We start from the raw sequence: 24,920 nt of genomic DNA, 5'->3' as shown, positions 1-24,920 counted from the left end.
TGATGGACACTGGCACGGGCACGGCAGGTGGTCCCCACCGCAACGGCCATCGTAAGCGAGGACCCCGCCGAGTCGGGAGGTCCGTCGTCACCCAGGCCTGCTGTCACCCGCCATGAGAACGCACGGGAACCGCGGAAGGTGCCGCGAAGAGGCCAAAAGTGCTCGCATCGGCCCCATGGACATGACCACAATCCGGTCATGGAGCCGATCACACTCACCACCGAGCGCCTGCTGCTGCGTACGTTCACGGCCGAGGACACGGAGGCTGTATACCAAGCTTGTCAGGATCCGGACATTCAGCGGTGGACGACGGTCCCTTCGCCGTACGCACGGCAGCACGCGGTGGATTTCGTCGAGCAGATGGTGCCGGACGGCTGGCACAACAGCACGATGTGCACGTTCGCGGTGCTGCCGCGCGAGGGCGGCCCGCTGATGGCCTCGGTGGCAGTTACTCTGCGTACATTCTCGGGCACCTGGGAGATCGGCTTCTGGACGGGCAAGGAACACCGCGGGCGCGGGGTGATGGCGGAGAGCGTGGCCGCGGTGTCCCACTGGTCCTTCATGCGGCTGGGCGCGACCCGCCTGGAATGGCGGGCCGAGGTGGGAAACATCGGCTCACGCGCTGTCGCCGAGAAGGCCGGGTTCCGGATCGAGGGCGAACTGCGGGCGGCGCTGATGAACAAGGACACGCTGCGTGACGCCTGGGTCGGCGCTCTGCTTCCCTCCGATCTGGGCCTGACCGGCGCGCACCCGTATCTGCCCGCGACGTCCTGACCGGACCGGCTGCCCAAGCGCCGCCCGCGCGGTGCTGCCCGCGCGCCAACGAGTGCGGGCTCGACTGTCAGTGCGGCCGTCTATCGTGCGGGACATGACGACGCAGCCGCCTCCCGCCGCCGAACTGTCCGACGTCGAGGCCCGCCGCATAGCGCTGCGCGCCCAGGGATTCCTGGGCGCGCCCGACCGGCGCGGAGGGGTGCGGGCCGTGCTGCGCCATCTCGGCGCCGTACAGCTGGACACGATCTCTGTCCTGGCGCGCTCGCACGAGCTGATTCCGTACGCCCGGCTCGGCGCGGTGGGCCGCCGGACGGTCGAGGATGCGTACTGGACGGAAGGTCACAGCTTCGAGTACTGGTCGCATGCGGCCTGCATCCTGCCCGTCGAGGAATGGCCGCACTTCGCGTTCCGCCGCCGCGCCTACCGCTCGCGGCCGCAGTGGTACCACGAGCTGCCGGACGACGCGTACGACGCGGTGATCAAGCAGCTGCGGGCCGAAGGTCCGCTGACCGCCACCGAGTTGGGCGGCGCGAAGAACGGCGGGGAGTGGTGGGACTGGTCCGCCTCGAAGGTCGCCGTCGAGCGCGCGCTGATGTACGGCGAGGTGGTGTGCACCGAGCGCCGGGGCTGGAAGCGGGTGTACGACCTGGCCGAGCGGGCGATCCCGGACGCCGTCCTGCACGACGACCTGGACGACCGCGAGTGCCTGCGCCGGCTCGTCCGGCTCGCGGGGCAGTCGCTCGGGGTGGGCACCCGCGCGGACATCGCCGACTATCACCGACTCAAGGGCGAGCAGTTCGACTCGGTGGTCGCCGACTCCGGTCTGGTGCCGGTGGCTGTCGAGGGCTGGTCCAAGCCCGCCTGGGCGGACCCCGAGGCGCTCGCCTCCGTGCCGCGCGGCCGGCACCGCACGACCCTGCTCTCGCCGTTCGACTCGCTCATCTGGGAACGGGCGCGCACCGAGCGGATCTTCGGATTCACGCACCGGCTGGAGGCGTATGTCCCCAAGCCGAAGCGGGTGTACGGATACTTCGCGATGCCTCTGCTCGCGGGCGGGAAGCTGCTGGGCCGCGTCGACCCGGCGCGTGAGGGCACGACCTTGGTGGCACGCCAGGTGTCCCTGGACACCCCGAAGGCGGTGGCGCCGATGGCCCAGGCGCTGCGGGAGGCCGCGGAGTGGGTCGGCTGCGATTCCGTACGGATCGAGCGGATGGACCGTCCCGAGCTCATGCCGGACCTGGTCAAGGCCCTTGGCTGAGCACAGCGCCTGAGCAGGCACCCGGCGCCGCAGCGCCGCGGGTGCCGGCACCGGCCGGTCAGCGGATCTCGAGGATCTTCTCCCGCATCGCGTAGACCACGGCCTCCATCCGGGAGTGCAACTGCAGCTTCTCCAGGATGTTGCGCACGTGGTTCTTCACGGTGTTCTCGGAGATGAACAGTTCCTTGGCGATGTCCCGGTTGTTCATGCCCGTCGCGACGAGCTTGAGCACCTCGAGCTCCCGGTCGGTCAGCCGGGGGGCGGGCACCAGCCTGCGCTCATCGGTGCGCTGGATCATCGACTTGAACTCGGTGAGCAGTTTGGAGGCCATCGAGGGAGAGATCTGCGACTGACCGTCGGCCACCGCGCGAATGGCCGTGGCCACCTCGTCGGTGGAGATCTCCTTGAGGAGGTAGCCGGTCGCACCCGCCTTGATCGCCTCGTAGAGGTCGGCTTCCTCGTCGCTGATCGTCAGCATGATGATCTTCGCGCTGGGGGCCACCTCCTTGATGGCCGTGCATGCCTCGATGCCACCGCGTTTGGGCATCCGCACATCCATCAGCACGATGTCGGGCAGCAGATCCGCGGCCTTGTCCACGGCCTCCGCCCCATCGCCCGCCTCGCCGACGACCTGGATGTCCTCCTCCTGCTTGAGGACGATCTCGAGGCCTCGCCGGAACAGCGCGTGGTCGTCCACGACGAGAACCCGGATCGGCTCCTTGCGGGACGCGCCGGTGTCCTCCTCGGAGTCGGCACGTCCATCACTCTGGCCGCCCGCGTGGTGGTGATGCACCGGACCGAAGCTGTCCGCCATCGTTCCTCCCCCTAAGGCCGTGGACGAAGATCACGTTGTCAGCTGCCAACGCGAGTCCACAGCGCATCGGTTGGCTTGCCACGCCATGCTTTCATGCCCGGGCACCGGTGCGGTGATTCTGTGGTGGCACGGGGGTGCCCCTGGAGCGCACAGGGCGCTCCAGGGGCACCGCATGTTCTGCTGACGGGGTCAGCCGCCGAGTGCACCTCCGGCGCCGCCGCCCGCCTCGGGACCGGCCAGCGGATCGGTCTCCAGGTGGATGACGCCATAGTCATAGGCGTGCCGTCGGTAGACGACACTGGGCTGCTTCGTCTCGGAGTCGACGAACAGATAGAAGTCGTGCCCGACCAGCTCCATCTCATAGAGCGCCTGGTCGAGCGACATGGGTGCTGCGGTATGGGTCTTCTCGCGTACCACCAGCGGCCCTTCGCCCTGCACTTCGAGCGAGCCCAGCCTGGTGGTGGGAACGGAATCCGCCGCCTCTTCGGTGATGGGCCGTCCATTGGCGTTCAACTCCGCCACGCCCGGCACGACATCGGCCACTTCCGCGGCCGGGATGCGGCCGTTGCCACGGCGCGTGTGGCGCTTGTCGTGCTGCCTGCGCAGCCGCGCCTCCAGCTTGCCGGTGGCGATGTCAAGCGCTGCGTACGGGTCGCCGGCCGCGGCCTCCGCCCGGATCACCGGGCCACGCGAGTGAAGTGTGATCTCCACGCGGTCGGAACGGTCGGCCTGCCGCGGGTTGTGCTCCTTGGACACCTCGACGTCGAGGCTGATCACCTTGCCGTCGAGCTTCTGGATCTTGTCCAGCTTCAGCTTCTCGGCCACGTGCTTGCGGAACCGCTCGGGCACCTCGGTCTTGCGGCCCTTGACGACGATGTCCACGCAGAACTCCGTTCCCGGATCACTCCGCACGCTCACTCGCTGCGGAGCATCTCCCTCTTGCACCAGGCTCCGGTGGTCACCGGAGCCTCGGACTTGGCGACTTTCACCTCCTCCTCCCCAGTGGACAAGATCTCCACCCCACCAACTTCAAGGTTCTCGCTGCCTCGAATCCCTGACCGGAAACACGGCAGTGCATTCACCGAGGCACGGCGCTCGCCATTCCTCACAACCGAACATAGCTCGCCCGGACGGGTGTCGGCACCCGCTACCAGCACATACCTCCGATCAGGCGTTTTTGCTCTCTCACTACCTGCAACGTTGCGAGTTCCCCGTCAGTTCCGGTTTATTTCCCATGACAGCGGAGGAACGGCGACCACTGCGGCGCTCAGCTGTGCGAATCCGGGAAAGCCGTGGGGAAATGCGGCACTCAGTGCCCTGGCCGCCTCCACCAGTGAGGCACCGGTCGTCATCAGATCGTCCACGAGCACGGTCCGGCCGCCCGCCAGCAGCCTTTCGCCCCCTGCCCGTACGCCCAGGGCCCCTGCCAGATTCGCGACCCTCTGGCGGGCCGTGAGACCGGACTGGTCGGCCACCGCGCGCCGCTGCCGCAGCACCGGAAGGACCGTCGCCGGAGTCCCCGTACGCCTCAGCTCCGCCGCCGCCGCACGCGCGATACGCAGTGCCGCGTCATGGCCCCTCGCCCTGACCGCCCGCCGGGCCGACGGCACGGGTACGAGCAGCAGCGGCCCGCCCGTACGACCGGCCTCAGGCGCAGCGGCCCGCACCGCACCCGCCAGCGCCGTGCCGAGCGGCCCGGCGAGCCCCAGCGCACCGCGCTCCTTGTGCGCCAGCAGCACCGCCCGTACCGCGTCGCCGTAGGCAGCCGCGGCATGCACCACGGGCAGCCCCCGGGGCTCCGGCACCGGCCGGGCACGCCGTGCCACGCCGCCGTACAACGCGCCCGCGCACACCTCGCACAGCTGCGTACGAGGCACACCGCACCCGCCACAGGCGACGGGCAGGACCAGACCGGTGATTTCGCTCCACCACCCCCGCATGGCGACCACTGTGCCCCGGCCCGGAGCGCCCTTCCACCCCTGTGGACAACGGCTGTCCACAGGGGGTGCGGTCCGGTAGGGCTATCCGGGGTAGACCGGCGACGACCCCTGCTCGACCAGGGTCTGCCAGTTGGCACCGGCCGGCAGCCGCACGATGCCGTCCTCCTCCGAGTGCGCCACCAGCGGACGGCTCTCGTCGTCGGAGGCGGCAACCGCCTTGACCTGGTTGAGTCCGGGCAGGATCGCATTGGGCGGGTTTGAACCGTCGGTCTGGATGTAGCGCACCTGCTGCACGCCACCGGACTCCTTGCCGACCACCACCAACCGGCTGGGACCGGCCCACGACACGGCCGTGACCGTCTCCATCTGCGGTGCGGCCGGACGCAGTTCCGTCACCGACACCTCAGGCTCGGTCAGCGGGCCGTGCCGCTCCACGCGCCCGATCTGCAGCGTGGTCCTGCCGTCCTTCGTCAGCAGGAGCGCGATACGCACCCCGTCCGCCGAAACGCGCAGCGCCTCGATACGGGCACCGTCCAGGCCCGGAACGATCTTGACCTCCTGGGGCTCGCCCTCGCCGCCCCCCAGCCGCCACAGCGTCGGATCCGCAGGGTTGCGGTCCGCCACCCACAGGTCGCCCCGGCCGTCCCAGCTGGGCGCGGAGAGCCGGTTGTCGCGCGTGGCGCCGCGGCTGGTCACCAGCGGTGTGCCCGGCTCGCTGTTGGAGGCGATGGATGCCGTGAACAGCTTGCTGTTGTCCTTGACCACCGCCGCCGCGGTGTGTTCGTCGCGCGCCACCGCGACCATGCTCATCTGCAGCCGGCCGTCACCGAACGGGCCCGGCACCTGCTGCGGTTCGCCTACCTCCCGGGCGCCGCCGGCCAGCAGCGCAAGCCGGTTCTTGCTGTCGACGAAGTACTGGTTGTCCGGCCTGCCGGAGGCGTGGTCCGGCGCGTACTCCTCCGCCTGGCCGCTGGTCAGGACACACAGCTGTGTACCGTCCGGCCGCAGCAGCTCCACCTGCTCCACCCGGGCGGCGGTGACGTCCTTGAGGGTGAACAGGATCTGCGCCGCCATCCTCAGGCACTGCGGGCGTCCCACATGGGACGCCTTGTCGTTGAGCGGCACCTTCAGGCCGTTGCGGTCGTCGAACGACAGCGATCTGACGCCGTCCTTCAGGTTCAGAGCCGTACCGGTGGGGAACCGCGACTCGACAACCGGCTTCAGCCAGTTCGTCGGGCCCTCCAGCAGCGCGCTGACCGCCTGGGTGACCGGATCCATCCTGGTGATCGGGTCCATCCGCTGCCGGATGTAGACAGGGTCGGCGACCATCACATTGCGCCCGGACGCGAAGTAGTACTTGTTGACCGAGGCGTAGTTGCGCTCGAAGTCCGACGCACCGAGCAGCAGCCCGGCCGGCAGGCTGTCGATCCGCCACTCCTTGCCGTTGTCCTTCACGCTCTGCTGCGACAGATGAATGGTCCTGCGGTACTCGGCCGGCGTGATGGGCTGGTAGGCGTGCTTGGCGTCCACCGTGGCGATCTGCTGACCGAACAGCGGGTAGCTCATTCCGGGGTTGTCCCGGCCGCCGGCGACCGGCGCTCCCGGGTCCGGCGCGGCGGCCAGCACCGTGGTGCTCGCCGCCGGCTTCCACTTCTTGGACATCGCGGGCGTCAGATACGAGCGCGCCGTGTCGAAGTTGGTGTCGTCACTGGTCATCGCCTCGAGGAAGCCCGTGACGATCTCGTCGGGCGTCGCGCCCTTGCGCGGCGGCACCGGGTACACCCGCACCTGAGTGTCGGCCCGCTGGGACGCCTTCACCGCATGGACGTCACCGCTGTCCGGCATCGAGGCGCAGCCGGCCAGCAGCACAGCGCTGCAGCCGAGCAGCGCGGATGCCCGCAGCACGCCCACGCGGCCGTTACGACGGGGGTCAGCGCCCACGAGTCGTGTCCTCCCGGTCCGAAGAAACCTGTGTCGCTGCGGCCTCGCCCCGCTCCGCCGCGGGCCTGGCCACCACACGGGCGCCGCTGCCCGGCAGAGCCGCGGGGTCCACACCATGCGGCGCCCTACGCGGGGGGGCACCCAGCGGAGCGAGCTCCGGGCCCGGCTGAGACGGCAGGGAGGCCAGCCGGTGCCCGCTGGACTTAGGGCCCGCAGATGACTCCGACCGCTCCCGGTTCTGCCTCGAGTCCTCGGGCTCGAGCGGTATCGGTGACCCGCGCAGCGGCTCGTCCGCCGTGCGGGGCAGGGTCAGGCGGAACTGCGAACCGCCGCCCGGCTCGCCCCACGCCTGCAGCCAGCCGCCGTGCAGCCGGGCGTCCTCGACGGCGATGGACAGGCCGAGGCCGGTGCCGCCGGTGGTACGGGCCCGTGCCGGATCCGCCCGCCAGAAGCGGTTGAACACCCGGGTCGCCTCGCCCGGCTTGAGTCCCACACCGTAGTCCCGCACGGCGATCGCGACGGCCCCGCCGGCTGCCGCCAGGCGGACCACCACGTCCTTGCCGTCCCCGTGCTCCACGGCATTGACCACCAGATTGCGCAGTACACGCTCCACGCGCCGGGCATCGGCCTCCGCCACCACCGGCTGCTCGTCGCCGACCACCCGTATCCGGGAGCCCTTGCGCTCGGCCAGTGGCTCGGCCCCGCCGATCACCCGCCGTACGACCTCGCGCAGGTCTATCGGCTCGGCCTCCAGCGCGGCTGCTCCCGCGTCGAACCGGCTGATCTCCAGCAGGTCGGACAGCAGCGACTCGAAGCGGTCGAGCTGGTCGCCGAGCAGCTCGGCGGAGCGCGCGGTCACCGGGTCGAAGTCTCTGCGCGCCTCATGGATGACATCTGCGGCCATCCGCACGGTCGTCAGCGGTGTGCGCAGTTCGTGCGAGACGTCGGAGACGAAGCGCCGCTGCATCCTGGAGAGCTCCTCCAGCTGCTGGATCTTCAGCTGCAGGTTCTGGGCCATTTTGTTGAATGCTTCGCCCAGCCGGGCGATGTCGTCCTCGCCGGTGACCTTCATGCGCTCCTGCAGGCGGCCCGCGGCGAGCCGCTCGGCGATCCCCGCGGCCATCCGCACAGGAGTGACGATCTGGCGCACGACAAGCCAGGCGATGGCACCCAGCAGGACCACGACGAACAGGCCGGCCGTTGCCAGCGTGCCTCTGACCAGACTGAGGGACTGCTCCTCCTGCGCCAGCGGGAAGACGTAGTACAGCTCGTACGGATTGCCCTCGATGTCGTTCAGCCGGGTGCCGACGACCAGCCCGGGCTCGGGCTCACGCACATCATCGGTGTACCGGATGCGCAAATAGGTCTCGAACGTCCCCGTCCCCTGCCCCACTGCTTCCCGCAGGCTCTCGGGGATGCTGGCGGGGTCCACGTCTCCCGAGGTCCGAGGTCCACGGCTCGAGCCGCCGCCCTCGGCGTCGGCGCTGAGCGCCACCACGTTGAACGCGCCCTGGCCACCGCTGGCCAGCTGCACCACCAGGTCCTGGCGCCACGAGTTGCGCGTATTCCTGCCGTCGTCGGCGCCGCCGGGCCCCAAGGGGGCATTGGCCCTGTCCGTGGCCACCGCGAAACCGCCGGCCGCCTGGCTCTGCGCGGCCTTGCTCTTGGCGTCGAGAAGGCCGTTGCGCACCTGCCCGATGACCACGAAGCCCAACAGCACCACGACACCGAGTGACATCAGCAGCGTGCTCGCGACCACCCTGAGCTGGATGTTCCGCCGCCACAGGCGAACAGCGGGCAGCAACGGGCGGCGCACCCAGCGCATGAGAAGCCGGGGCACCGGCCCGCCGGACGCGCCGTCCTGGAGAAGCGGGCCGCCATGGAGCAGACGGCCGAGTCGCGAGGGCCTGCGCCCCGGTCCGGCAGTCCGCTCCGTACGGACTCCCGGCTCCCCGGGCTTCGGAGCACCACTGCCTATGGACATGTCAGCTCGGCCCGGCCTTGTAGCCGACACCGCGCACGGTCACCACGATCTCCGGCCGCTCCGGGTCCTTCTCGACCTTGGAGCGCAGCCGCTGCACATGGACGTTGACCAGCCGCGTGTCCGCCGCGTGCCGGTAGCCCCAAACCTGCTCGAGGAGCACCTCACGGGTGAACACCTGCCACGGCTTGCGCGCCAGCGCGACCAGCAGGTCGAACTCGAGCGGGGTCAGGGCTATCGACTGCCCGTCCCGCTTCACGGAGTGACCAGCGACATCGATGACCAGATCACCGATCGCCAGCTGCTCCGGCGCGGGCTCCTCCGACCTCCGCAGCCGCGCCCGGATACGGGCCACCAGCTCCTTCGGCTTGAACGGCTTGACGATGTAGTCATCGGCGCCGGACTCCAGCCCGACCACCACATCGACGGTGTCGCTCTTGGCGGTGAGCATCACGATGGGCACCCCGGACTCGGCCCGGATCAGCCGGCACACCTCGATGCCGTCCCGTCCGGGCAGCATCAGGTCCAGCAGCACCAGATCCGGCTTGGCCTCCCGGAAGGCGGCAAGCGCCTTGTCGCCGTCCGCTACGAACGACGGCTCGAAACCCTCACCACGCAGCACAATCCCGAGCATCTCGGCCAGTGCGGTGTCGTCGTCGACGACAAGGACTCGTCCCTTCATAGTCGACATCATCCCATTATCTAATCGTTACCTGTCGTGACCTGACACACAGCTCTGCAATTCCGCCCCTCGTGACCGGGGACAACACACCTTCCTCGGTGACGATCGCCGTCACCAGATCGGGCGGAGTGACGTCGAAGGCGGGATTGTACGCCTGGGTCCCCAGAGGTGCCGTCGACAGCCCTCCACCGCCGCCCATCCCGGCCGCGTCGAACCGCGGCACCCCGATCTCCGTCACTTCGTGCCCGGCCCGCTGTTCCACCTCGATCGACGCCCCGTCCGAGGTACCCGGATCCACCGTTGTCGTTGGCGCGACCACGATGAACGGCACATGGTGGTACTTCGCCAACACGGCCAGAGGGTAGCTGCCCACCTTGTTGGCCACCGAGCCGTCCGCCGCGATCCGATCGGCGCCGATCAGCACGGCATCCACCTGACCGGCCGAGAACAGCGACCCCGCGGCACTGTCCGTGAGCAGTGTGTACGACATCCCGTTGCGCGCCGCCTCGTACGTGGTCAGGCGCGCCCCTTGCAGCAGGGGACGCGTCTCGTCCACCCACAGCCGCCGCAGCCGACCGGCCCGGTGCGAGGCGAGCGCGACGGCGAACGCCGTGCCCTCCCCGCCCGACACCAGCGCCCCGGTGTTGCAGTGCGTCAGGATCCGGTGCCCGCCGCCGGGCATCAGCTCCTCCAGGAGCGCCAGCCCGTGCCCGGCCATCCGCCGACTGGCCTCGGCGTCAGCCCGGTGCAGCGCCTTGGCCGCCGCGAGTACCGAACGCGCCGCTTCCTCGACGTCCGCCCCCTTCGCCAGCGCCGTCCGGTACGCGGCGACCGCTCGCCGCACCCCGTAGCCCAGATTCACCGCGGTGGGCCGCGCGTGCTCCAGCAGGACCGCCGCCTCCTCGACGTCGAAGCCCCGCGCGGCGGCCAGCGCCACACCGTAGGCACCGGCGATGCCCAGCACCGGCGCGCCGCGTACCGCGAGTGTCTGGATGGCCAGTACCAGCGCAGGAACATCGGTGCACGGCAGCTCGACCTCCTCGGCAGGCAGCCGGGTCTGGTCGAGAAGCACCAGTACGGGGCCTTCGGGCGGCTCGTCCCAGCGCAGCGTCGGCAGCATCGACTGCTCGCCCGCAGCCGGGCTTTGTGCGTACTGATCGTCCATCCGCCCAGTCTGCCCGCTGAGCCTTCGACATTGAAGGAACGAAGGTGCGAGACGGCCTGGCCCACCAGCAGCCGACGCGTGGCACGATGGCTGCCAACCGGCCGCCCCGACGGCCGTACGAACACCATGAACGCGCCGGTTCCGCAAACCGGCCCCAATGCATGAGGTGGACAACTGTGAACGACACTCCGGGCTGGGCCTCGCCCGGATCGGCTCCCTCCGAAGGGCACAACAGCAGCGTGCCCCGGCCGTCCGAGCCCGCCGACGAGAGCGGCCCCGCTTCGAAGTGGTCCAGCGAGCAGCCACCCCCCGGACAGTGGTCCGCACCGACCGGTCCCGGCCCTCACCCGGTCCCGGGACCACCGCCTCCGGGCTGGGGCGGTGGCCGGCCCGGCAGCGGCTGGGGCATGCCGCCGGCCGCCAAGCCCGGTGTCATTCCGCTGCGCCCGCTCGGCGTGGGCGAGATCCTCGACGGCGCCGTGTCCACCCTGCGTGCCCACTGGCGCACCGTCCTCGGCGTGACGATCACCGTCTCCGTCATCACGCAGATCTGCAGCATCCTCGTGGAGCGTTATCTGCTCCCCGAGCCTCCTGATGTCGATCCCGACGCCACCCCCTCGGAAGCGCTGGAGCAGTCGCTCGAATCGATGCAGGCCAGCCTGATCGCGCTGGGCCCGACACTGCTCATCACCGTGATCGGCACGCTTCTCACCACCGCCGTACTCACCGTGGTGATCAGCCGCTCGGTGCTCGGGCGTCCCGTGACACTCTCCGACGCCTGGAGGGAGGCCCGCCCCCGGCTGCCTCAGCTGCTGGGCCTGACCCTGCTGGTGCCCTTCATGTGCGCCGGCATCATGTTCGTCGGCGTCCTCCCTGGCCTGCTCATCGGCGGCGCCGGCATCGCCCTGTCCGTGGCCGGCGGCATCGCCGCATGCGGTGTCATCGTCTGGCTCTGGATCCGGTTCGCCCTCGCCTCCCCCGCGCTCATGCTGGAACGCGGCGGCGTCATCACTTCGCTGCGCCGCTCCGCCAAGCTGGTCCAGGGCACGTGGTGGCGGATCTTCGGAATCCTGGCGCTGACGGTGCTGCTCACCTTCCTGGTGACCATGATCATCGCGATCCCGTTCACCATCGCCGGCTTCGCAGCCGACTCCCAGAGCCTCAGCGACCTCTTCTCGGGGAACAATCCGGACTTCGGCTGGCCGTTCCTGATCATCACCGGCATCGGCTCGGTGATCGCCTCCTCGATCACCTACCCGATCTCGGCGGGTGTGTCGGTCCTCCTCTACATCGACCAGCGCATCCGCCGCGAGGCACTGGACCTCGAACTCGCACGGGCCGCGGGCGTTTCCGGCTACGGCTCCGAGCCGCCGGGCAACCACTCCGCCGGGGGCTGACGGGATGCACTTCGCGGGGGGCGCAACGGCAGCACACCTGCTGACCCGAGCAAGCGACGACGTACCGGTGGACACTCCTCGACTCCCCGCCCGCGAGGCGGCGGAGCGGGAGTTGTCCAAGCCGATGTACCACGAGAACGACCCGAACCTCCTTGAGCGCGGCCTCGACCGCTTCTGGGAGTGGGTCGGCGGGCTTTTCTCCTCCGCCTCAGGTGTCGCTCCCGGGGGACTGCTCGGGCTGGTTGTCATCATCCTCGTCGTCATCGGCCTGGTCGCCGCCCTCTGGTGGCGACTGGGCACCCCCCAACGCACTCCTGGCTCCTCGGACGCCTTGTTCGAGGACAGCCCGCGCAGCGCCGACCAGCACCGCGCCGCCGCAGAGGCCCATGCCGCCGCGGGTCGCTGGAACCAAGCCGTCCAGGAACGCATGCGCGGCCTGGTCCGCTCGCTCGAGGAGCGCACCCTGCTCGACCCACGCCCTGGTCGCACCGCCGACGAGGCCGCCGCCGAAGCCGGCCGTGCCCTCCCCGCCCATGCGACCGGACTGCGTGCAGGCGCCCGGGAGTTCGACGACGTCACGTACGGTGGCCGCACCAGCTACCGGCGCGCGTACGAAGCCCTGCGGGATCTGGACCTCGAACTGGAGCACGCCAAGCCCCAGCTGAGCGACGCGGCCCAAGGAGCAGCCGAATGACCGAGGTTGCCACCGGCTCCACCTCCCTTTCGCCCGGCAACCGCCAGGTATGGGTCCGCGTCCGTGGCCCGCTGCTCGCACTCGCGCTGCTTGTCGCTGCCGGGATCGCGATCGCGGCCCTGTACTCCGGCGACCAGCACGGCCGCCTCGATCCCCGCTCCGCCGACCCCTACGGCAGCCGCGCCGTCGCCGAACTTCTCAAGGACCGCGGTGTCTCCACCCATGTGGTCACCACACTCGACGAGGCGGCGAACGCCGTCGGGCCCGACACCACCCTTCTCGTAGCCACACCCGATCTCTTGACGACGGGTCAACAGGAGGTGCTGCACACGGCAGCGGACGCGTCCGGCGGACGAATGGTCCTGGTGGCCGCCGGCCCGGCGTCTGCCGACACCCTGGCTCCCGGCGTGTTCACCGACGCCCCGACCAAGGTGTCGACCCTCGACCCTCGATGCAGCTACCCGGCCGCCGACCGTGCGGGCAGTGCCGAACTCGGCGGTGAGCGCTACGACACCGATGCGCCCGGCGCCGACAGCTGCTACCCGAGCGGCGGACTGCCCACCCTGGTCCGGTTGGACGCCGCCGACGGTGGCGACACCGTGCTGCTCGGCTCCCCGAACATCCTCTTCAACGAACGTCTGGACAAGCACGGCAACGCCTCCCTGGCTCTGCAACTCCTCGGTTCCCGCCCTGAACTGGTCTGGTATCTCCCTTCACTCAGCGATGCCTCAGCCACCCAGGAGGACGGCACCGGAACCGGAACCGAAAGCGGCAACGAGGGTGACGAGGACGCCAGCAGCACGTTCCTCGATCTGATCCCGTCCGGCTGGCTCTGGGGCACACTCCAACTCGCTGTCGCCGCCGCCCTCGCCGCCATCTGGCGCGCCCGCCGACTCGGCCCGCTGGTCACGGAACGGCTCCCGGTCGCCGTCCGCGCCTCGGAATCCACCGAGGGCCGCGCCCGCCTCTATCGCAATGCGAACGCCCGCGACCGCGCGGCCGCCTCCCTGCGCTCCGCCACCCGCACCCGGTTGGCCCCGATCCTCGGCGTCCACCTCGTCGACGCCCACTCCCCCGAAACCCTGCTGCCCGCGGTCTCGACCCATCTCCCCACCGGAGAACGGGACATCCATGCCCTTCTCTTCGGCCCGGCTCCGGCCGATGACACCGCCCTCATCCAACTGGCTGACCAACTCGACGCCCTCGAAAGAGAGGTACGCACTTCATGAGCGCCCCGACCCCCGAGACAGCTGAGCACTCGGACAGCGCCCGCACCTCCCTGGAGGCACTGCGCACCGAGATCGCCAAGGCCGTGGTCGGCCAGGACCCCGCTGTCACCGGGCTCGTCGTGGCCCTGCTCTGCCGCGGTCACGTTCTCCTCGAAGGAGTCCCCGGAGTCGCCAAGACTCTGCTGGTCCGTGCCTTGGCCGCATCGCTTCAACTCGACACCAAGCGCGTCCAGTTCACCCCTGACCTGATGCCCAGTGATGTCACTGGCTCCTTGGTCTATGACGCACGTACCGCAGAGTTCTCCTTCCAGCCCGGCCCGGTCTTCACCAACCTCCTGCTCGCCGACGAGATCAACCGCACGCCGCCCAAGACCCAGTCCTCGCTCCTGGAAGCGATGGAGGAACGGCAGGTCACGGTCGACGGCACACCCCGCGCCCTCCCTGACCCCTTCCTGGTCGCCGCGACCCAGAACCCGGTGGAGTACGAGGGCACTTACCCCCTCCCCGAAGCACAGCTGGACCGCTTCCTCCTCAAACTGACGGTGCCTCTCCCCTCCCGGGAGGACGAGATCAACGTCCTTGCCCGCCACGCCGGGGGCTTCAACCCCCGCGACCTCGGAGCGGCAGGTCTGCGCCCCGTCGCCGGCCCCGCGGACTTGGAAGCGGCCCGCGCCGCCGTCGCCAAGACCACAGTGTCTGCCGAGATCACCGGCTATATCGTCGATATCTGCCGGGCCACCCGTGAATCCCCCTCGCTCACCCTCGGGGCTTCCCCTCGTGGCGCCACCGCCCTGCTGTCCACGGCCCGCGCGTGGGCCTGGCTCACAGGCCGCGACTACGTCATCCCCGATGATGTGAAGGCGCTGGCCCTGCCCACCCTGCGCCACCGGATCCAGCTCCGGCCCGAGGCGGAGATGGAGGGAGTCACCGCCGACTCCGTCATCACCGCGATCCTGGCCCACGTCCCCGTCCCCCGCTGAGGCACCCATGGCCCTCACCGGACGAACCGCGCTCCTTGCCGCCCTCGGCTCTCTCCCCGTAGGCATCCTGGCCCCGAGCTGGACCGGAATGCTCGCTGTGAACGCGCCCCTCTCACTCGCAATCCTGTGCGACTACGCCCTCGCCGCGCCAGTGCGAACGCTCCGTTTCACCCGAAGCGGTGACACATCCGTTCGACTGGGTGACGCCGCCGAGGTCCAGCTCACGGTCACCAACTCCTCCGGCCGACCGCTCCGGGCCCAGCTGCGCGACGCCTGGCCGCCGAGCAGCTGGATGTCCGGATCAGAGCAGGCATCTGCCCGGCACCAGCTGGTCGTTCCTCCCGGAGAGCGTCGACGCCTCACCACCGTCCTGCGCCCCTCCCGCCGCGGAGACCGCCAGGCCGAGCGCATCACCGTCCGCTCGTTCGGCCCCCTGGGCCTCACCGCCCGGCAGGGACACCATCGCGTTCCCTGGACCGTACGTGTGCTGCCGCCCTTCACCAGCCGAAAGCATCTGCCGTCCCGGCTGGCCCGCCTCCGCGAGCTCGATGGCCGCACCAGCGTCCTGATCCGAGGACAAGGCACTGAATTCGACAGCCTCCGCGACTACGTCGTCGGGGACGACACACGGTCCATCGACTGGCGGGCCACGGCCCGCCGGAGCACCGTCGCCGTACGCACGTGGCGTCCGGAACGGGACCGACACATCCTCATCGTCCTCGACACAGGCCGGACATCGGCCGGCCGCGTCGGAGATGTGCCACGTCTCGACGCGGCCATGGACGCGGCACTGCTGCTCAGCGCGCTCGCGTCCCGCGCGGGCGACCGAGTGGGCATGCTCGCCTACGACCGCCGCGTACGTGCTCAAGTTCAGGGCCGTTCGGCCGGCGAAATCCTGCCCGCATTGGTCGACGCTTTCGCGCCGCTGGAGCCTGAACTCGTCGAGACCGACGCTCAGGGCCTGAGTGCCGCCGCATTGCAGAACGCCCCGCGCCGATCCTTGCTCGTGCTACTGACGAGCCTCGATGCCGCACCGATCGAAGAAGGACTGCTCCCCGTTCTCCCCCAGCTCACCCGGCGCCACACGGTGCTGGTGGCCTCTGTCGCCGACCCGCACATCGAGCAGATGTCGCACAGCCGGGGGAGCATCGAGGCGGTCTACGACGCCGCTGCAGCCACACAGGCGCAGTCCCAGCGCCGTCGCACGGCCGAACAGCTCCAGCGACACGGTGTCACCGTCGTCGATACGACACCGGACAAGCTCGCGCCTGCACTCGCAGATGCCTATCTCGCGCTCAAGGCCGCCGGCCGCCTCTGAAGACTCACCCGAGGCGGCTCGGCGAGCCTGATCATCAAGCGACTTCGCGTGACCCTGAACGCAAAAATGCCTCAACCCCCGGACAGGGTCCGGGGGTTGAGGCTAAAGATTGTTCGGCGGCGTCCTACTCTCCCACAGGGTCCCCCCTGCAGTACCATCGGCGCTGAAAGGCTTAGCTTCCGGGTTCGGAATGTAACCGGGCGTTTCCCTGACGCTATGACCACCGAAACTCTATGAAGATGTCGAACTCCAGCCGACCGACACCCGCAAAACGGGGGTCTGGCGAGTTCGTTACTTCAGAACTGACACAGTGGACGCGAGCAACTGAGGACAAGCCCTCGGCCTATTAGTACCGGTCAACTCCACCCATTACTGGGCTTCCATATCCGGCCTATCAACCCAGTCGTCTACTGGGAGCCTTACCCTCTCAAGGAGGTGGGAGTCCTCATCTCGAAGCAGGCTTCCCGCTTAGATGCTTTCAGCGGTTATCCTTTCCGAACGTAGCCAACCAGCCATGCCCTTGGCAGGACAACTGGCACACCAGAGGTTCGTCCGTCCCGGTCCTCTCGTACTAGGGACAGCCCTTCTCAAGACTCCTACGCGCACAGCGGATAGGGACCGAACTGTCTCACGACGTTCTAAACCCAGCTCGCGTACCGCTTTAATGGGCGAACAGCCCAACCCTTGGGACCGACTCCAGCCCCAGGATGCGACGAGCCGACATCGAGGTGCCAAACCATCCCGTCGATATGGACTCTTGGGGAAGATCAGCCTGTTATCCCCGGGGTACCTTTTATCCGTTGAGCGACGGCGCTTCCACAAGCCACCGCCGGATCACTAGTCCCGACTTTCGTCCCTGCTCGACCCGTCGGTCTCACAGTCAAGCTCCCTTGTGCACTTACACTCAACACCTGATTGCCAACCAGGCTGAGGGAACCTTTGGGCGCCTCCGTTACCCTTTGGGAGGCAACCGCCCCAGTTAAACTACCCATCAGACACTGTCCCTGATCCGGATCACGGACCCAGGTTAGACATCCAGCACGACCAGAGTGGTATTTCAACGGCGACTCCACCTGAACTGGCGTCCAGGCTTCAAAGTCTCCCACCTATCCTACACAAGCCGAACCGAACACCAATATCAAACTGTAGTAAAGGTCCCGGGGTCTTTCCGTCCTGCTGCGCGAAACGAGCATCTTTACTCGTAGTGCAATTTCACCGGGCCTATGGTTGAGACAGTCGAGAAGTCGTTACGCCATTCGTGCAGGTCGGAACTTACCCGACAAGGAATTTCGCTACCTTAGGATGGTTATAGTTACCACCGCCGTTTACTGGCGCTTAAGTTCTCAGCTTCGCCCTGTCGAAACAGAGCTAACCGGTCCCCTTAACGTTCCAGCACCGGGCAGGCGTCAGTCCGTATACATCGCCTTACGGCTTCGCACGGACCTGTGTTTTTAGTAAACAGTCGCTTCTCGCTGGTCTCTGCGGCCACCCCCAGCTCAGAGTGCAAGACTCATCACCGGTGATGGCCCCCCTTCTCCCGAAGTTACGGGGGCATTTTGCCGAGTTCCTTAACCATAGTTCACCCGAACGCCTCGGTATTCTCTACCTGACCACCTGAGTCGGTTTAGGGTACGGGCCGCCATGAAACTCGCTAGAGGCTTTTCTCGACAGCATAGGATCATCCACTTCACCACAATCGGCTCGGCATCAGGTCTCACCCTGCATGAGAGACGGATTTGCCTATCTCTCGGGCTACACCCTTACCCCGGGACAACCACCGCCCGGGCTGGACTACCTTCCTGCGTCACCCCATCGCTTACCTACTACAGATCTGGGCCGGCGGCTCCACCACTCCCCCTCACTCCGAAGAGATCAGGGGCGGCTTCACGGCCTTAGCATCGTCTGATTCGATATTGGGCGTTTCAAAGCGGGTACCGGAATATCAACCGGTTGTCCATCGACTACGCCTGTCGGCCTCGCCTTAGGTCCCGACTTACCCTGGGCAGATCAGCTTGACCCAGGAACCCTTAGTCAATCGGCGCACACGTTTCTCACGTGTGTATCGCTACTCATGCCTGCATTCTCACTCGTGAACCGTCCACAACTCGCTTCCGCGGCTGCTTCACCCGGCACACGACGCTCCCCTACCCATCACAGTCCCCGTTGGGGGTACATACTGCAATGACACGACTTCGGCGGTACGCTTGAGCCCCGCTACATTGTCGGCGCGGAATCACTTGACCAGTGAGCTATTACGCACTCTTTCAAGGGTGGCTGCTTCTAAGCCAACCTCCTGGTTGTCTCTGCGACTCCACATCCTTTCCCACTTAGCGTACGCTTAGGGGCCTTAGTCGATGCTCTGGGCTGTTTCCCTCTCGACCATGGAGCTTATCCCCCACAGTCTCACTGCCGCGCTCTCACTTACCGGCATTCGGAGTTTGGCTAAGGTCAGTAACCCGGTAGGGCCCATCGCCTATCCAGTGCTCTACCTCCGGCAAGAAACACACGACGCTGCACCTAAATGCATTTCGGGGAGAACCAGCTATCACGGAGTTTGATTGGCCTTTCACCCCTAACCACAGGTCATCCCCCAGGTTTTCAACCCTGGTGGGTTCGGTCCTCCACGAAGTCTTACCTCCGCTTCAACCTGCCCATGGCTAGATCACTCCGCTTCGGGTCTTGAGCGCGCTACTGAATCGCCCTGTTCGGACTCGCTTTCGCTACGGCTTCCCCACACGGGTTAACCTCGCAACACACCGCAAACTCGCAGGCTCATTCTTCAAAAGGCACGCAGTCACGACATACAAGCAAGCTTGCATGCGACGCTCCCACGGCTTGTAGGCACACGGTTTCAGGTACTATTTCACTCCGCTCCCGCGGTACTTTTCACCATTCCCTCACGGTACTATCCGCTATCGGTCACCAGGGAATATTTAGGCTTAGCGGGTGGTCCCGCCAGATTCACACGGGATTTCTCGGGCCCCGTGCTACTTGGGTGTCTCTCAAACGAGCCGCATGAATTTCAGCTACGGGGGTCTTACCCTCTACGCCGGACCTTTCGCATGTCCTTCGCCTATCCATACGGTTTCTGACTCGTCTCACGGCCGGCAGACCGTAAAAGAGAGATCCCACAACCCCCACGACGCAACCCCTGCCGGGTCTCACACGTCGTAGGTTTGGCCTCATCCGGTTTCGCTCGCCACTACTCCCGGAATCACGGTTGTTTTCTCTTCCTGAGGGTACTGAGATGTTTCACTTCCCCTCGTTCCCTCCACACTGCCTATGTGTTCAGCAGCGGGTGACAGCCCATGACGACTGCCGGGTTTCCCCATTCGGAAACCCCCGGATCAAAGCCTGGTTGACGGCTCCCCGGGGACTATCGTGGCCTCCCACGTCCTTCATCGGTTCCTGGTGCCAAGGCATCCACCGTGCGCCCTTAAAAACTTGGCCACAGATGCTCGCGTCCACTGTGCAGTTCTCAAGCAACGACCAGCCACCCGCCACCCCGCCCACAAAGGACGAGTTCACCGGGGCCGGCATCGCGAAGGGCGAGCAACGCTCGCACCCTCAGACACCCAACAGCGCGCCAGGCGCCCTCGCCGCTCCCCTGCCGTTCCACGCTCCGAAGAGCAGTACTAGGAAGAAAAGACGGTCAAGTGCGCCGAATAATCAACGTTCCACCCATGAGCAACCAGCATCGGACGTTCGCCGATGTCCTGGCCTCTGACCGACCCGAGGGCCGGTAAGAAGTGCTCCTTAGAAAGGAGGTGATCCAGCCGCACCTTCCGGTACGGCTACCTTGTTACGACTTCGTCCCAATCGCCAGTCCCACCTTCGACAGCTCCCTCCCACAAGGGGTTGGGCCACCGGCTTCGGGTGTTACCGACTTTCGTGACGTGACGGGCGGTGTGTACAAGGCCCGGGAACGTATTCACCGCAGCAATGCTGATCTGCGATTACTAGCAACTCCGACTTCATGGGGTCGAGTTGCAGACCCCAATCCGAACTGAGACCGGCTTTTTGAGATTCGCTCCGCCTCGCGGCATCGCAGCTCATTGTACCGGCCATTGTAGCACGTGTGCAGCCCAAGACATAAGGGGCATGATGACTTGACGTCGTCCCCACCTTCCTCCGAGTTGACCCCGGCGGTCTCCTGTGAGTCCCCATCACCCCGAAGGGCATGCTGGCAACACAGAACAAGGGTTGCGCTCGTTGCGGGACTTAACCCAACATCTCACGACACGAGCTGACGACAGCCATGCACCACCTGTATACCGACCACAAGGGGGGCACTATCTCTAATGCTTTCCGGTATATGTCAAGCCTTGGTAAGGTTCTTCGCGTTGCGTCGAATTAAGCCACATGCTCCGCTGCTTGTGCGGGCCCCCGTCAATTCCTTTGAGTTTTAGCCTTGCGGCCGTACTCCCCAGGCGGGGAACTTAATGCGTTAGCTGCGGCACCGACGACGTGGAATGTCGCCAACACCTAGTTCCCAACGTTTACGGCGTGGACTACCAGGGTATCTAATCCTGTTCGCTCCCCACGCTTTCGCTCCTCAGCGTCAGTAATGGCCCAGAGATCCGCCTTCGCCACCGGTGTTCCTCCTGATATCTGCGCATTTCACCGCTACACCAGGAATTCCGATCTCCCCTACCACACTCTAGCCTGCCCGTATCGAATGCAGACCCGGGGTTAAGCCCCGGGCTTTCACATCCGACGTGACAAGCCGCCTACGAGCTCTTTACGCCCAATAATTCCGGACAACGCTTGCGCCCTACGTATTACCGCGGCTGCTGGCACGTAGTTAGCCGGCGCTTCTTCTGCAGGTACCGTCACTTTCGCTTCTTCCCTGCTGAAAGAGGTTTACAACCCGAAGGCCGTCATCCCTCACGCGGCGTCGCTGCATCAGGCTTTCGCCCATTGTGCAATATTCCCCACTGCTGCCTCCCGTAGGAGTCTGGGCCGTGTCTCAGTCCCAGTGTGGCCGGTCGCCCTCTCAGGCCGGCTACCCGTCGTCGCCTTGGTGGGCCATCACCCCACCAACAAGCTGATAGGCCGCGGGCTCATCCTTCACCGCCGGAGCTTTCAACCGCAGACCATGCGGCCCGCAGTGTTATCCGGTATTAGACCCCGTTTCCAGGGCTTGTCCCAGAGTGAAGGGCAGATTGCCCACGTGTTACTCACCCGTTCGCCACTAATCCACCCCGAAGGGCTTCATCGTTCGACTTGCATGTGTTAAGCACGCCGCCAGCGTTCGTCCTGAGCCAGGATCAAACTCTCCATGAATGTTTACCCGTAATCGGGTCGACACCACGAGAGCGGTGCGACAGGGAGGAATAGTCCCCGTCGCACACAGCGTCCTCGCTGTGTTTCTACAAAGGAACCCTGCCATCCGAAGATGGACGGGGTATCAACATATCTGGCGTTGATTTTTGGCACGCTGTTGAGTTCTCAAGGAACGGACGCTTCCTTTGTACTCACCCTCTCGGGCTTTCCTCCGGGCGCTTCCCTTCGGTCTTGCGTTTCCGACTCTATCAGACTCTTTCGTGTCCGATTCCCGGCCGGCGGGGCACTTTCCAGTTCCACGCTTTCGCATTTCCCTTTCCGGCGAGTCCGACGTTATCAGAAGCATTTCAGCCGAGCGAATCGGCTTCGTGTTCCGGATAAGGAATCGGAAGAGGCTCCGCGGAAATTCGTTTCCCGTCGAGAGCGAGAGAGACTTTAACGTTCACGCCCGAACCTGTCCAGTTCGTGGCAACCGTTAAAATCTACCTCCCCACACGTCCCGTGTCAACGGTCTCGTGGGCGAAGAGGAGACTAGCAGGTCAGGGCGGTCCTCCGCACATCACGCGGCCGACGGGAGCTCGGCGCTGCGGTCGGCCGCGTCGACGTCGCCGGTCTCCCCTGCTCGAGCCGCCCGGCCGCCCAGGATGTAGACGTACGCGAGGAACGCCGTTTCAGCGACGATCCCGATGGTGATGCGCGCCCAGGTGGGCAGGCCCGAAGGCGTCACGAAGCCTTCGATCACGCCAGAGACGAAGAGGACGACCGCCAGGCCGATGGCCATGCCGATGGCGGCGCGTCCCTGTTGGGCCAGGGCAGTACGGCGCGACTGCGGGCCCGGGTCGATCACGGTCCAGCCGAGCCGCAGGCCGGTACCTGCGGCAACGAAGACGGCCGTGAGTTCGAGGAGTCCGTGCGGGAGGACCAGCCCCAGGAAGACGTCGAGACGGCCGGCCGACGACATCAGGCCGATGCCGACGCCGAGGTTCAGGACATTGAGGAACAGGATCCAGATGACCGGGAGACACAGGAACGCACCCAGCGTGAGACACATGGCGGCGGCCTGGGCGTTGTTCGTCCAGACCTGGGCCGCGAAGGAGGCTGCCGGATGGCTCGAGTAGTACGTCTCGTACTCGCCGCCTGGTGCGGTCAGCCGGCGCAGTTCCTCCGGAGCGCCGATCGCCGACTGCACCTCGGGGTGCGTACCGATCCACCAGCCGATGATCGCGGCCAGCAGCGTTGAGAGGACCGCGGTCGGTATCCACCAGTGGCGGGAGCGGTAGACAGCCGCGGGAAAACCCGCGGTGAAGAAGCGGACCACGTCGCGCCAGCCCGCCCGCCGGGTACCGGTGACGACCGCACGCGCCCGGGCCACCAATTGGGTCAGCCTGGCGATCAGCGTCGGGTCCGGGGCGCTGGACTGGACGAGGGACAGATGGGTGGCCGTGCGCTGGTAGAGCGCCACCAGTTCGTCGACCTCGGCACCCGTGAGGTGGCGTCCACGACGCAGGAGGTGGTCCAGGCGGTCCCACTCGGCGTGGTGGGCGGTCACGAAGACATCGAGGTCCATGTTCGGCTGCTGCTCCAGGCACTGGGTGCATACGGTCCGTACTACTGCGGCACGCTGCGGGTCAGCTTGGCAGACTGAGGGATCAAGGGGCAGGGAAGGTCGACAAACACGAAGGGCGGCAGCCGTGAGCGGGCTTGTGACGGGGGACGCGGTCGTACTCGGCCTGCAGCCGGCCAAATTGCCGAGCCGGGCGCTCGCCCTGGTCATCGATCTGGTGGTGGTGTGGACGGCGTATCTGTTCATATCCATCGGTCTGGCGTTCGCGACCGCGTCGTTGGACGAAGCCGCCGTGACTGCCGTGTCGATCGCGACGTTTCTCCTGGTGCTCGTCGGAGCGCCGATAGCCGTCGAGACCCTCAGTCACGGGCGCTCGCTCGGGAAGCTGGCCTGCGGACTGCGGGTGGTGCGGGACGACGGCGGGCCGATCCGGTTCCGGCATGCGCTGGTACGGGGAGCGATGGGGGTGGTGGAGATCCTTATGACATTCGGGATCGTCGCCTGCATCGCCTCGCTCGTCTCGGCGCGCGGGCGTCGCATCGGGGATGTGTTCGCCGGGACGCTGGTGGTACGTGAGCGGGTGCCCGCGGCGCGCGGGGCGATGAGCGTGCCGCTGCCGCCGCCGTGGTTGGTCGGGCGGTTCGCCCAGCTCGATCTGTCGGGGGTGCCCGATGATCTGTGGCTCGCGATACGGCAGTACCTGACGCGGATGCGGCAGCTGGACCCGGCCGTCAGTTGGTCGATGGCGCAGCGGCTTGCCGACGATCTCGTGGCTCGTACCGGGGCGCCGCTCCCGGAGCGGGTGCCGCCGGCGGCGTATCTCGCGGCTGTGGTGAACGAACGGCAGGCCCGTGACGCCCGGCGCGCGTTCCGCGCTTCGGGAAGCGCCGGGGCCGCAGCGGCGTCCGGGACCGGGCACGGGGCGGGCGGGAGCGGAACCGAGTCTGCGTCCGCGGCCGGCATGGGCGCCGGCGCCCATGCCGGTGCAACCAGTGCAAGGGGTGCGGTGTGGGCGGCACCAGGCGCCGGGGCCGAGGCGGAGGCCCGGACGCCCACGGCGACGCCCTACGCGGGTGGCACGGCCGGTGCGAAGGCGGGTGGGAACGAGCAGGCCCCGGTGGCCGGCACGGGGTTCGCCCCGCCCGCGTAGCCAGGTGGAGGAGTTGTCAGAGATCAGGGGAAGACCGAGGGCGGGGATTCGAGATCCTCGAGCTCGATGCCCGGTGCCGCAAGGACCACGTCCCCGGCGATGTGCACGGTGTGCTGCTCCCCTGTGTCCAGGGCGCTGACCTGGTATTCGTCCACACTCAGCAGGCCGTTGTCAGTGGCGTGCGCTTCACTCTTCACCAGGGCCCAGGACTGGTCGATCGTGCGGGGGGCGAGGACCGGGTCCGTGAAGGCGACCAGGCGTACGCGGGTCGCCGGGGCCTGGGGGGTGAGGCGCAGCAGGCGGGCAGTGGCGACAAGAAAGGCGGGGGAGGTGCCGGTGAAGGCATGGGCGCGGACATTGCCTTCCGTGGCATGGGTGCCGGGTGGGTCGGTGCGGACCCAGGTGACGCCGTCCAGCGCGGCACCGCGCACCTGCCAGCCTGCTGCGTGCATTTCGAGACGGATGGGGCGGCCGAGGTCGTCGAGGGCCAGATCGACGGAGCCGGCGTCCTCGCCGGAGGAGGTGGTGACTCTGGAGACGTAACGCCAGCCGGAGGGACCGGGGGCGCATTGGAAGTGTTCCTCGCCGAGGGGGGTGCGATCGTGCGGATCGTGGAGCGAATAACGGCCGCGGGGCATGGGGGCGTTGACGTCCTTGTGCGGTGAGGCACGGGGCGTGGAGAGATGTCCTGGCCAAAGCCGTGCGAGGGGCGTACGGGGCAGGCCCCCGACACGGGGGTGCGGGGGC

Annotated in this window: 17 protein-coding genes and 3 rRNA genes; 8 read left to right on the top strand and 12 right to left on the bottom strand. The window is 67.3% G+C overall.

Annotated features, from left to right (window positions below; all coding sequences use genetic code 11):
* Positions 1-198: 198 nt before the first annotated feature.
* Complete coding sequence (locus tag OHS70_RS22940) at positions 199-774, top strand: GNAT family N-acetyltransferase (RefSeq protein ID WP_328399977.1); 576 nt, start codon at positions 199-201, stop codon at positions 772-774.
* Positions 775-868: 94 nt separating this feature from the next.
* Complete coding sequence (locus tag OHS70_RS22935) at positions 869-2,032, top strand: winged helix-turn-helix domain-containing protein (protein ID WP_328399975.1); 1,164 nt, start codon at positions 869-871, stop codon at positions 2,030-2,032.
* Positions 2,033-2,090: 58 nt separating this feature from the next.
* Here the strand turns inward: OHS70_RS22935 and OHS70_RS22930 are convergent, their stop codons facing one another.
* The 7 genes from OHS70_RS22930 to mtnA all read right to left on the bottom strand — a co-directional run bounded on the left by OHS70_RS22930 (position 2,091) and on the right by mtnA (position 10,555).
* Complete coding sequence (locus OHS70_RS22930; RefSeq protein ID WP_328399973.1) at positions 2,091-2,846, bottom strand: response regulator transcription factor; 756 nt, start codon at positions 2,844-2,846, stop codon at positions 2,091-2,093.
* Between the two features lie 189 nt (positions 2,847-3,035).
* A complete protein-coding gene (gene hpf, locus OHS70_RS22925; RefSeq protein ID WP_328399971.1) occupies positions 3,036-3,728 on the bottom strand; it encodes a ribosome hibernation-promoting factor, HPF/YfiA family in 693 nt (230 codons plus the stop codon).
* Positions 3,729-4,060: 332 nt separating this feature from the next.
* On the bottom strand, positions 4,061-4,786 hold the full coding sequence (locus OHS70_RS22920; protein ID WP_328399969.1) for a ComF family protein: 726 nt from the start codon (positions 4,784-4,786) through the stop codon (positions 4,061-4,063).
* 81 nt (positions 4,787-4,867) lie between these two features.
* Entirely contained in the window at positions 4,868-6,727 is a 1,860-nt protein-coding gene (locus tag OHS70_RS22915) for an LpqB family beta-propeller domain-containing protein (protein ID WP_443062641.1), read from the bottom strand.
* On the bottom strand, positions 6,717-8,711 hold the full coding sequence (gene mtrB / locus OHS70_RS22910) for an MtrAB system histidine kinase MtrB (protein WP_328399967.1): 1,995 nt from the start codon (positions 8,709-8,711) through the stop codon (positions 6,717-6,719). The genes OHS70_RS22915 and mtrB overlap by 11 nt, the downstream gene beginning before the upstream one ends.
* Before the next feature lies 1 nt (position 8,712).
* The gene (gene mtrA, locus OHS70_RS22905; RefSeq protein WP_199922743.1) at positions 8,713-9,402 is read right to left on the bottom strand and encodes a two-component system response regulator MtrA; all 690 of its coding nucleotides are present in this window, start codon (positions 9,400-9,402) and stop codon (positions 8,713-8,715) included.
* Positions 9,403-9,406: 4 nt separating this feature from the next.
* Positions 9,407-10,555 carry an S-methyl-5-thioribose-1-phosphate isomerase gene (gene mtnA / locus OHS70_RS22900; protein WP_328399961.1) on the bottom strand — a complete coding sequence of 383 codons (1,149 nt, stop codon included), beginning with the start codon at positions 10,553-10,555 and terminating at the stop codon, positions 9,407-9,409.
* Between the two features lie 176 nt (positions 10,556-10,731).
* Here mtnA and OHS70_RS22895 point away from each other — a divergent pair, with 176 nt between their 5' ends.
* Genes OHS70_RS22895 through OHS70_RS22875 form a run of 5 tightly spaced genes read left to right on the top strand, consistent with a single transcriptional unit; the run spans position 10,732 to position 16,173 of the window.
* A complete protein-coding gene (locus OHS70_RS22895) occupies positions 10,732-11,952 on the top strand; it encodes a DUF7544 domain-containing protein (RefSeq protein ID WP_328399959.1) in 1,221 nt (406 codons plus the stop codon).
* 4 nt (positions 11,953-11,956) lie between these two features.
* The gene (locus tag OHS70_RS22890) at positions 11,957-12,646 is read left to right on the top strand and encodes a DUF4129 domain-containing protein (protein ID WP_328399957.1); all 690 of its coding nucleotides are present in this window, start codon (positions 11,957-11,959) and stop codon (positions 12,644-12,646) included.
* On the top strand, positions 12,643-13,875 hold the full coding sequence (locus OHS70_RS22885) for a DUF4350 domain-containing protein (protein WP_328399955.1): 1,233 nt from the start codon (positions 12,643-12,645) through the stop codon (positions 13,873-13,875). Before OHS70_RS22890 ends, OHS70_RS22885 begins: the two co-directional genes overlap by 4 nt.
* Positions 13,872-14,855, top strand: coding sequence for an AAA family ATPase (locus OHS70_RS22880; protein WP_328399953.1), 984 nt, complete (start codon positions 13,872-13,874; stop codon positions 14,853-14,855). Before OHS70_RS22885 ends, OHS70_RS22880 begins: the two co-directional genes overlap by 4 nt.
* 7 nt (positions 14,856-14,862) lie before the next feature.
* A complete protein-coding gene (locus tag OHS70_RS22875; RefSeq protein ID WP_328399951.1) occupies positions 14,863-16,173 on the top strand; it encodes a DUF58 domain-containing protein in 1,311 nt (436 codons plus the stop codon).
* Positions 16,174-16,284: 111 nt separating this feature from the next.
* On the opposite strand, the gene rrf is transcribed toward OHS70_RS22875, so the two are convergent.
* From rrf to OHS70_RS22855, 4 genes are all read right to left on the bottom strand, one after another.
* Positions 16,285-16,401 (bottom strand): 5S ribosomal RNA (rrf, locus tag OHS70_RS22870).
* Positions 16,402-16,499: 98 nt separating this feature from the next.
* A 23S ribosomal RNA gene (locus tag OHS70_RS22865) occupies positions 16,500-19,623 on the bottom strand.
* Positions 19,624-19,933: 310 nt separating this feature from the next.
* Positions 19,934-21,459, bottom strand: a 16S ribosomal RNA gene (locus tag OHS70_RS22860).
* The 16S, 23S and 5S rRNA genes sit together here, the layout of an rRNA operon.
* A gap of 559 nt (positions 21,460-22,018) precedes the next feature.
* Positions 22,019-23,026 carry a stage II sporulation protein M gene (locus OHS70_RS22855; protein ID WP_328399949.1) on the bottom strand — a complete coding sequence of 336 codons (1,008 nt, stop codon included), beginning with the start codon at positions 23,024-23,026 and terminating at the stop codon, positions 22,019-22,021.
* A gap of 124 nt (positions 23,027-23,150) precedes the next feature.
* Between OHS70_RS22855 and OHS70_RS22850 the strand changes: the two genes are divergently transcribed.
* Entirely contained in the window at positions 23,151-24,173 is a 1,023-nt protein-coding gene (locus tag OHS70_RS22850) for an RDD family protein (protein ID WP_328399947.1), read from the top strand.
* Positions 24,174-24,196: 23 nt separating this feature from the next.
* Here OHS70_RS22850 and OHS70_RS22845 read toward each other — a convergent pair whose 3' ends face one another.
* Positions 24,197-24,811 (bottom strand): hypothetical protein, encoded by a 615-nt coding sequence (locus OHS70_RS22845; protein WP_328399944.1) that lies wholly within the window; start codon positions 24,809-24,811, stop codon positions 24,197-24,199.
* Positions 24,812-24,920: the final 109 nt, after the last annotated feature.

Origin of the sequence: Streptomyces sp. NBC_00390 (assembly GCF_036057275.1) — a bacterium.
Classification (GTDB): Bacteria; Actinomycetota; Actinomycetes; order Streptomycetales; family Streptomycetaceae; genus Streptomyces.
The sequence above is the reverse complement of the archived record's forward strand: the minus strand, read 5'-3'. Positions and strand labels throughout refer to the sequence as shown.

Bases quoted from the DNA above. Each gene is read 5' to 3' on its own strand.
- mtrA (WP_199922743.1), bottom strand. From the start codon at position 9,402: ATGATGTCGACTATGAAGGGACGAGTCCTTGTCGTCGACGACGACACC.
- OHS70_RS22880 (WP_328399953.1), top strand. From the start codon at position 13,872: ATGAGCGCCCCGACCCCCGAGACAGCTGAGCACTCGGACAGCGCCCGC.
- mtrB (WP_328399967.1), bottom strand. From the start codon at position 8,711: ATGTCCATAGGCAGTGGTGCTCCGAAGCCCGGGGAGCCGGGAGTCCGT.
- OHS70_RS22930 (WP_328399973.1), bottom strand. From the start codon at position 2,846: ATGGCGGACAGCTTCGGTCCGGTGCATCACCACCACGCGGGCGGCCAG.
- OHS70_RS22935 (WP_328399975.1), top strand. From the start codon at position 869: ATGACGACGCAGCCGCCTCCCGCCGCCGAACTGTCCGACGTCGAGGCC.
- OHS70_RS22885 (WP_328399955.1), top strand. From the start codon at position 12,643: ATGACCGAGGTTGCCACCGGCTCCACCTCCCTTTCGCCCGGCAACCGC.
- OHS70_RS22855 (WP_328399949.1), bottom strand. From the start codon at position 23,026: ATGGACCTCGATGTCTTCGTGACCGCCCACCACGCCGAGTGGGACCGC.
- mtnA (WP_328399961.1), bottom strand. From the start codon at position 10,555: ATGGACGATCAGTACGCACAAAGCCCGGCTGCGGGCGAGCAGTCGATG.
- OHS70_RS22845 (WP_328399944.1), bottom strand. From the start codon at position 24,811: ATGCCCCGCGGCCGTTATTCGCTCCACGATCCGCACGATCGCACCCCC.
- OHS70_RS22920 (WP_328399969.1), bottom strand. From the start codon at position 4,786: ATGCGGGGGTGGTGGAGCGAAATCACCGGTCTGGTCCTGCCCGTCGCC.
- OHS70_RS22940 (WP_328399977.1), top strand. From the start codon at position 199: ATGGAGCCGATCACACTCACCACCGAGCGCCTGCTGCTGCGTACGTTC.
- OHS70_RS22890 (WP_328399957.1), top strand. From the start codon at position 11,957: ATGCACTTCGCGGGGGGCGCAACGGCAGCACACCTGCTGACCCGAGCA.
- OHS70_RS22875 (WP_328399951.1), top strand. From the start codon at position 14,863: ATGGCCCTCACCGGACGAACCGCGCTCCTTGCCGCCCTCGGCTCTCTC.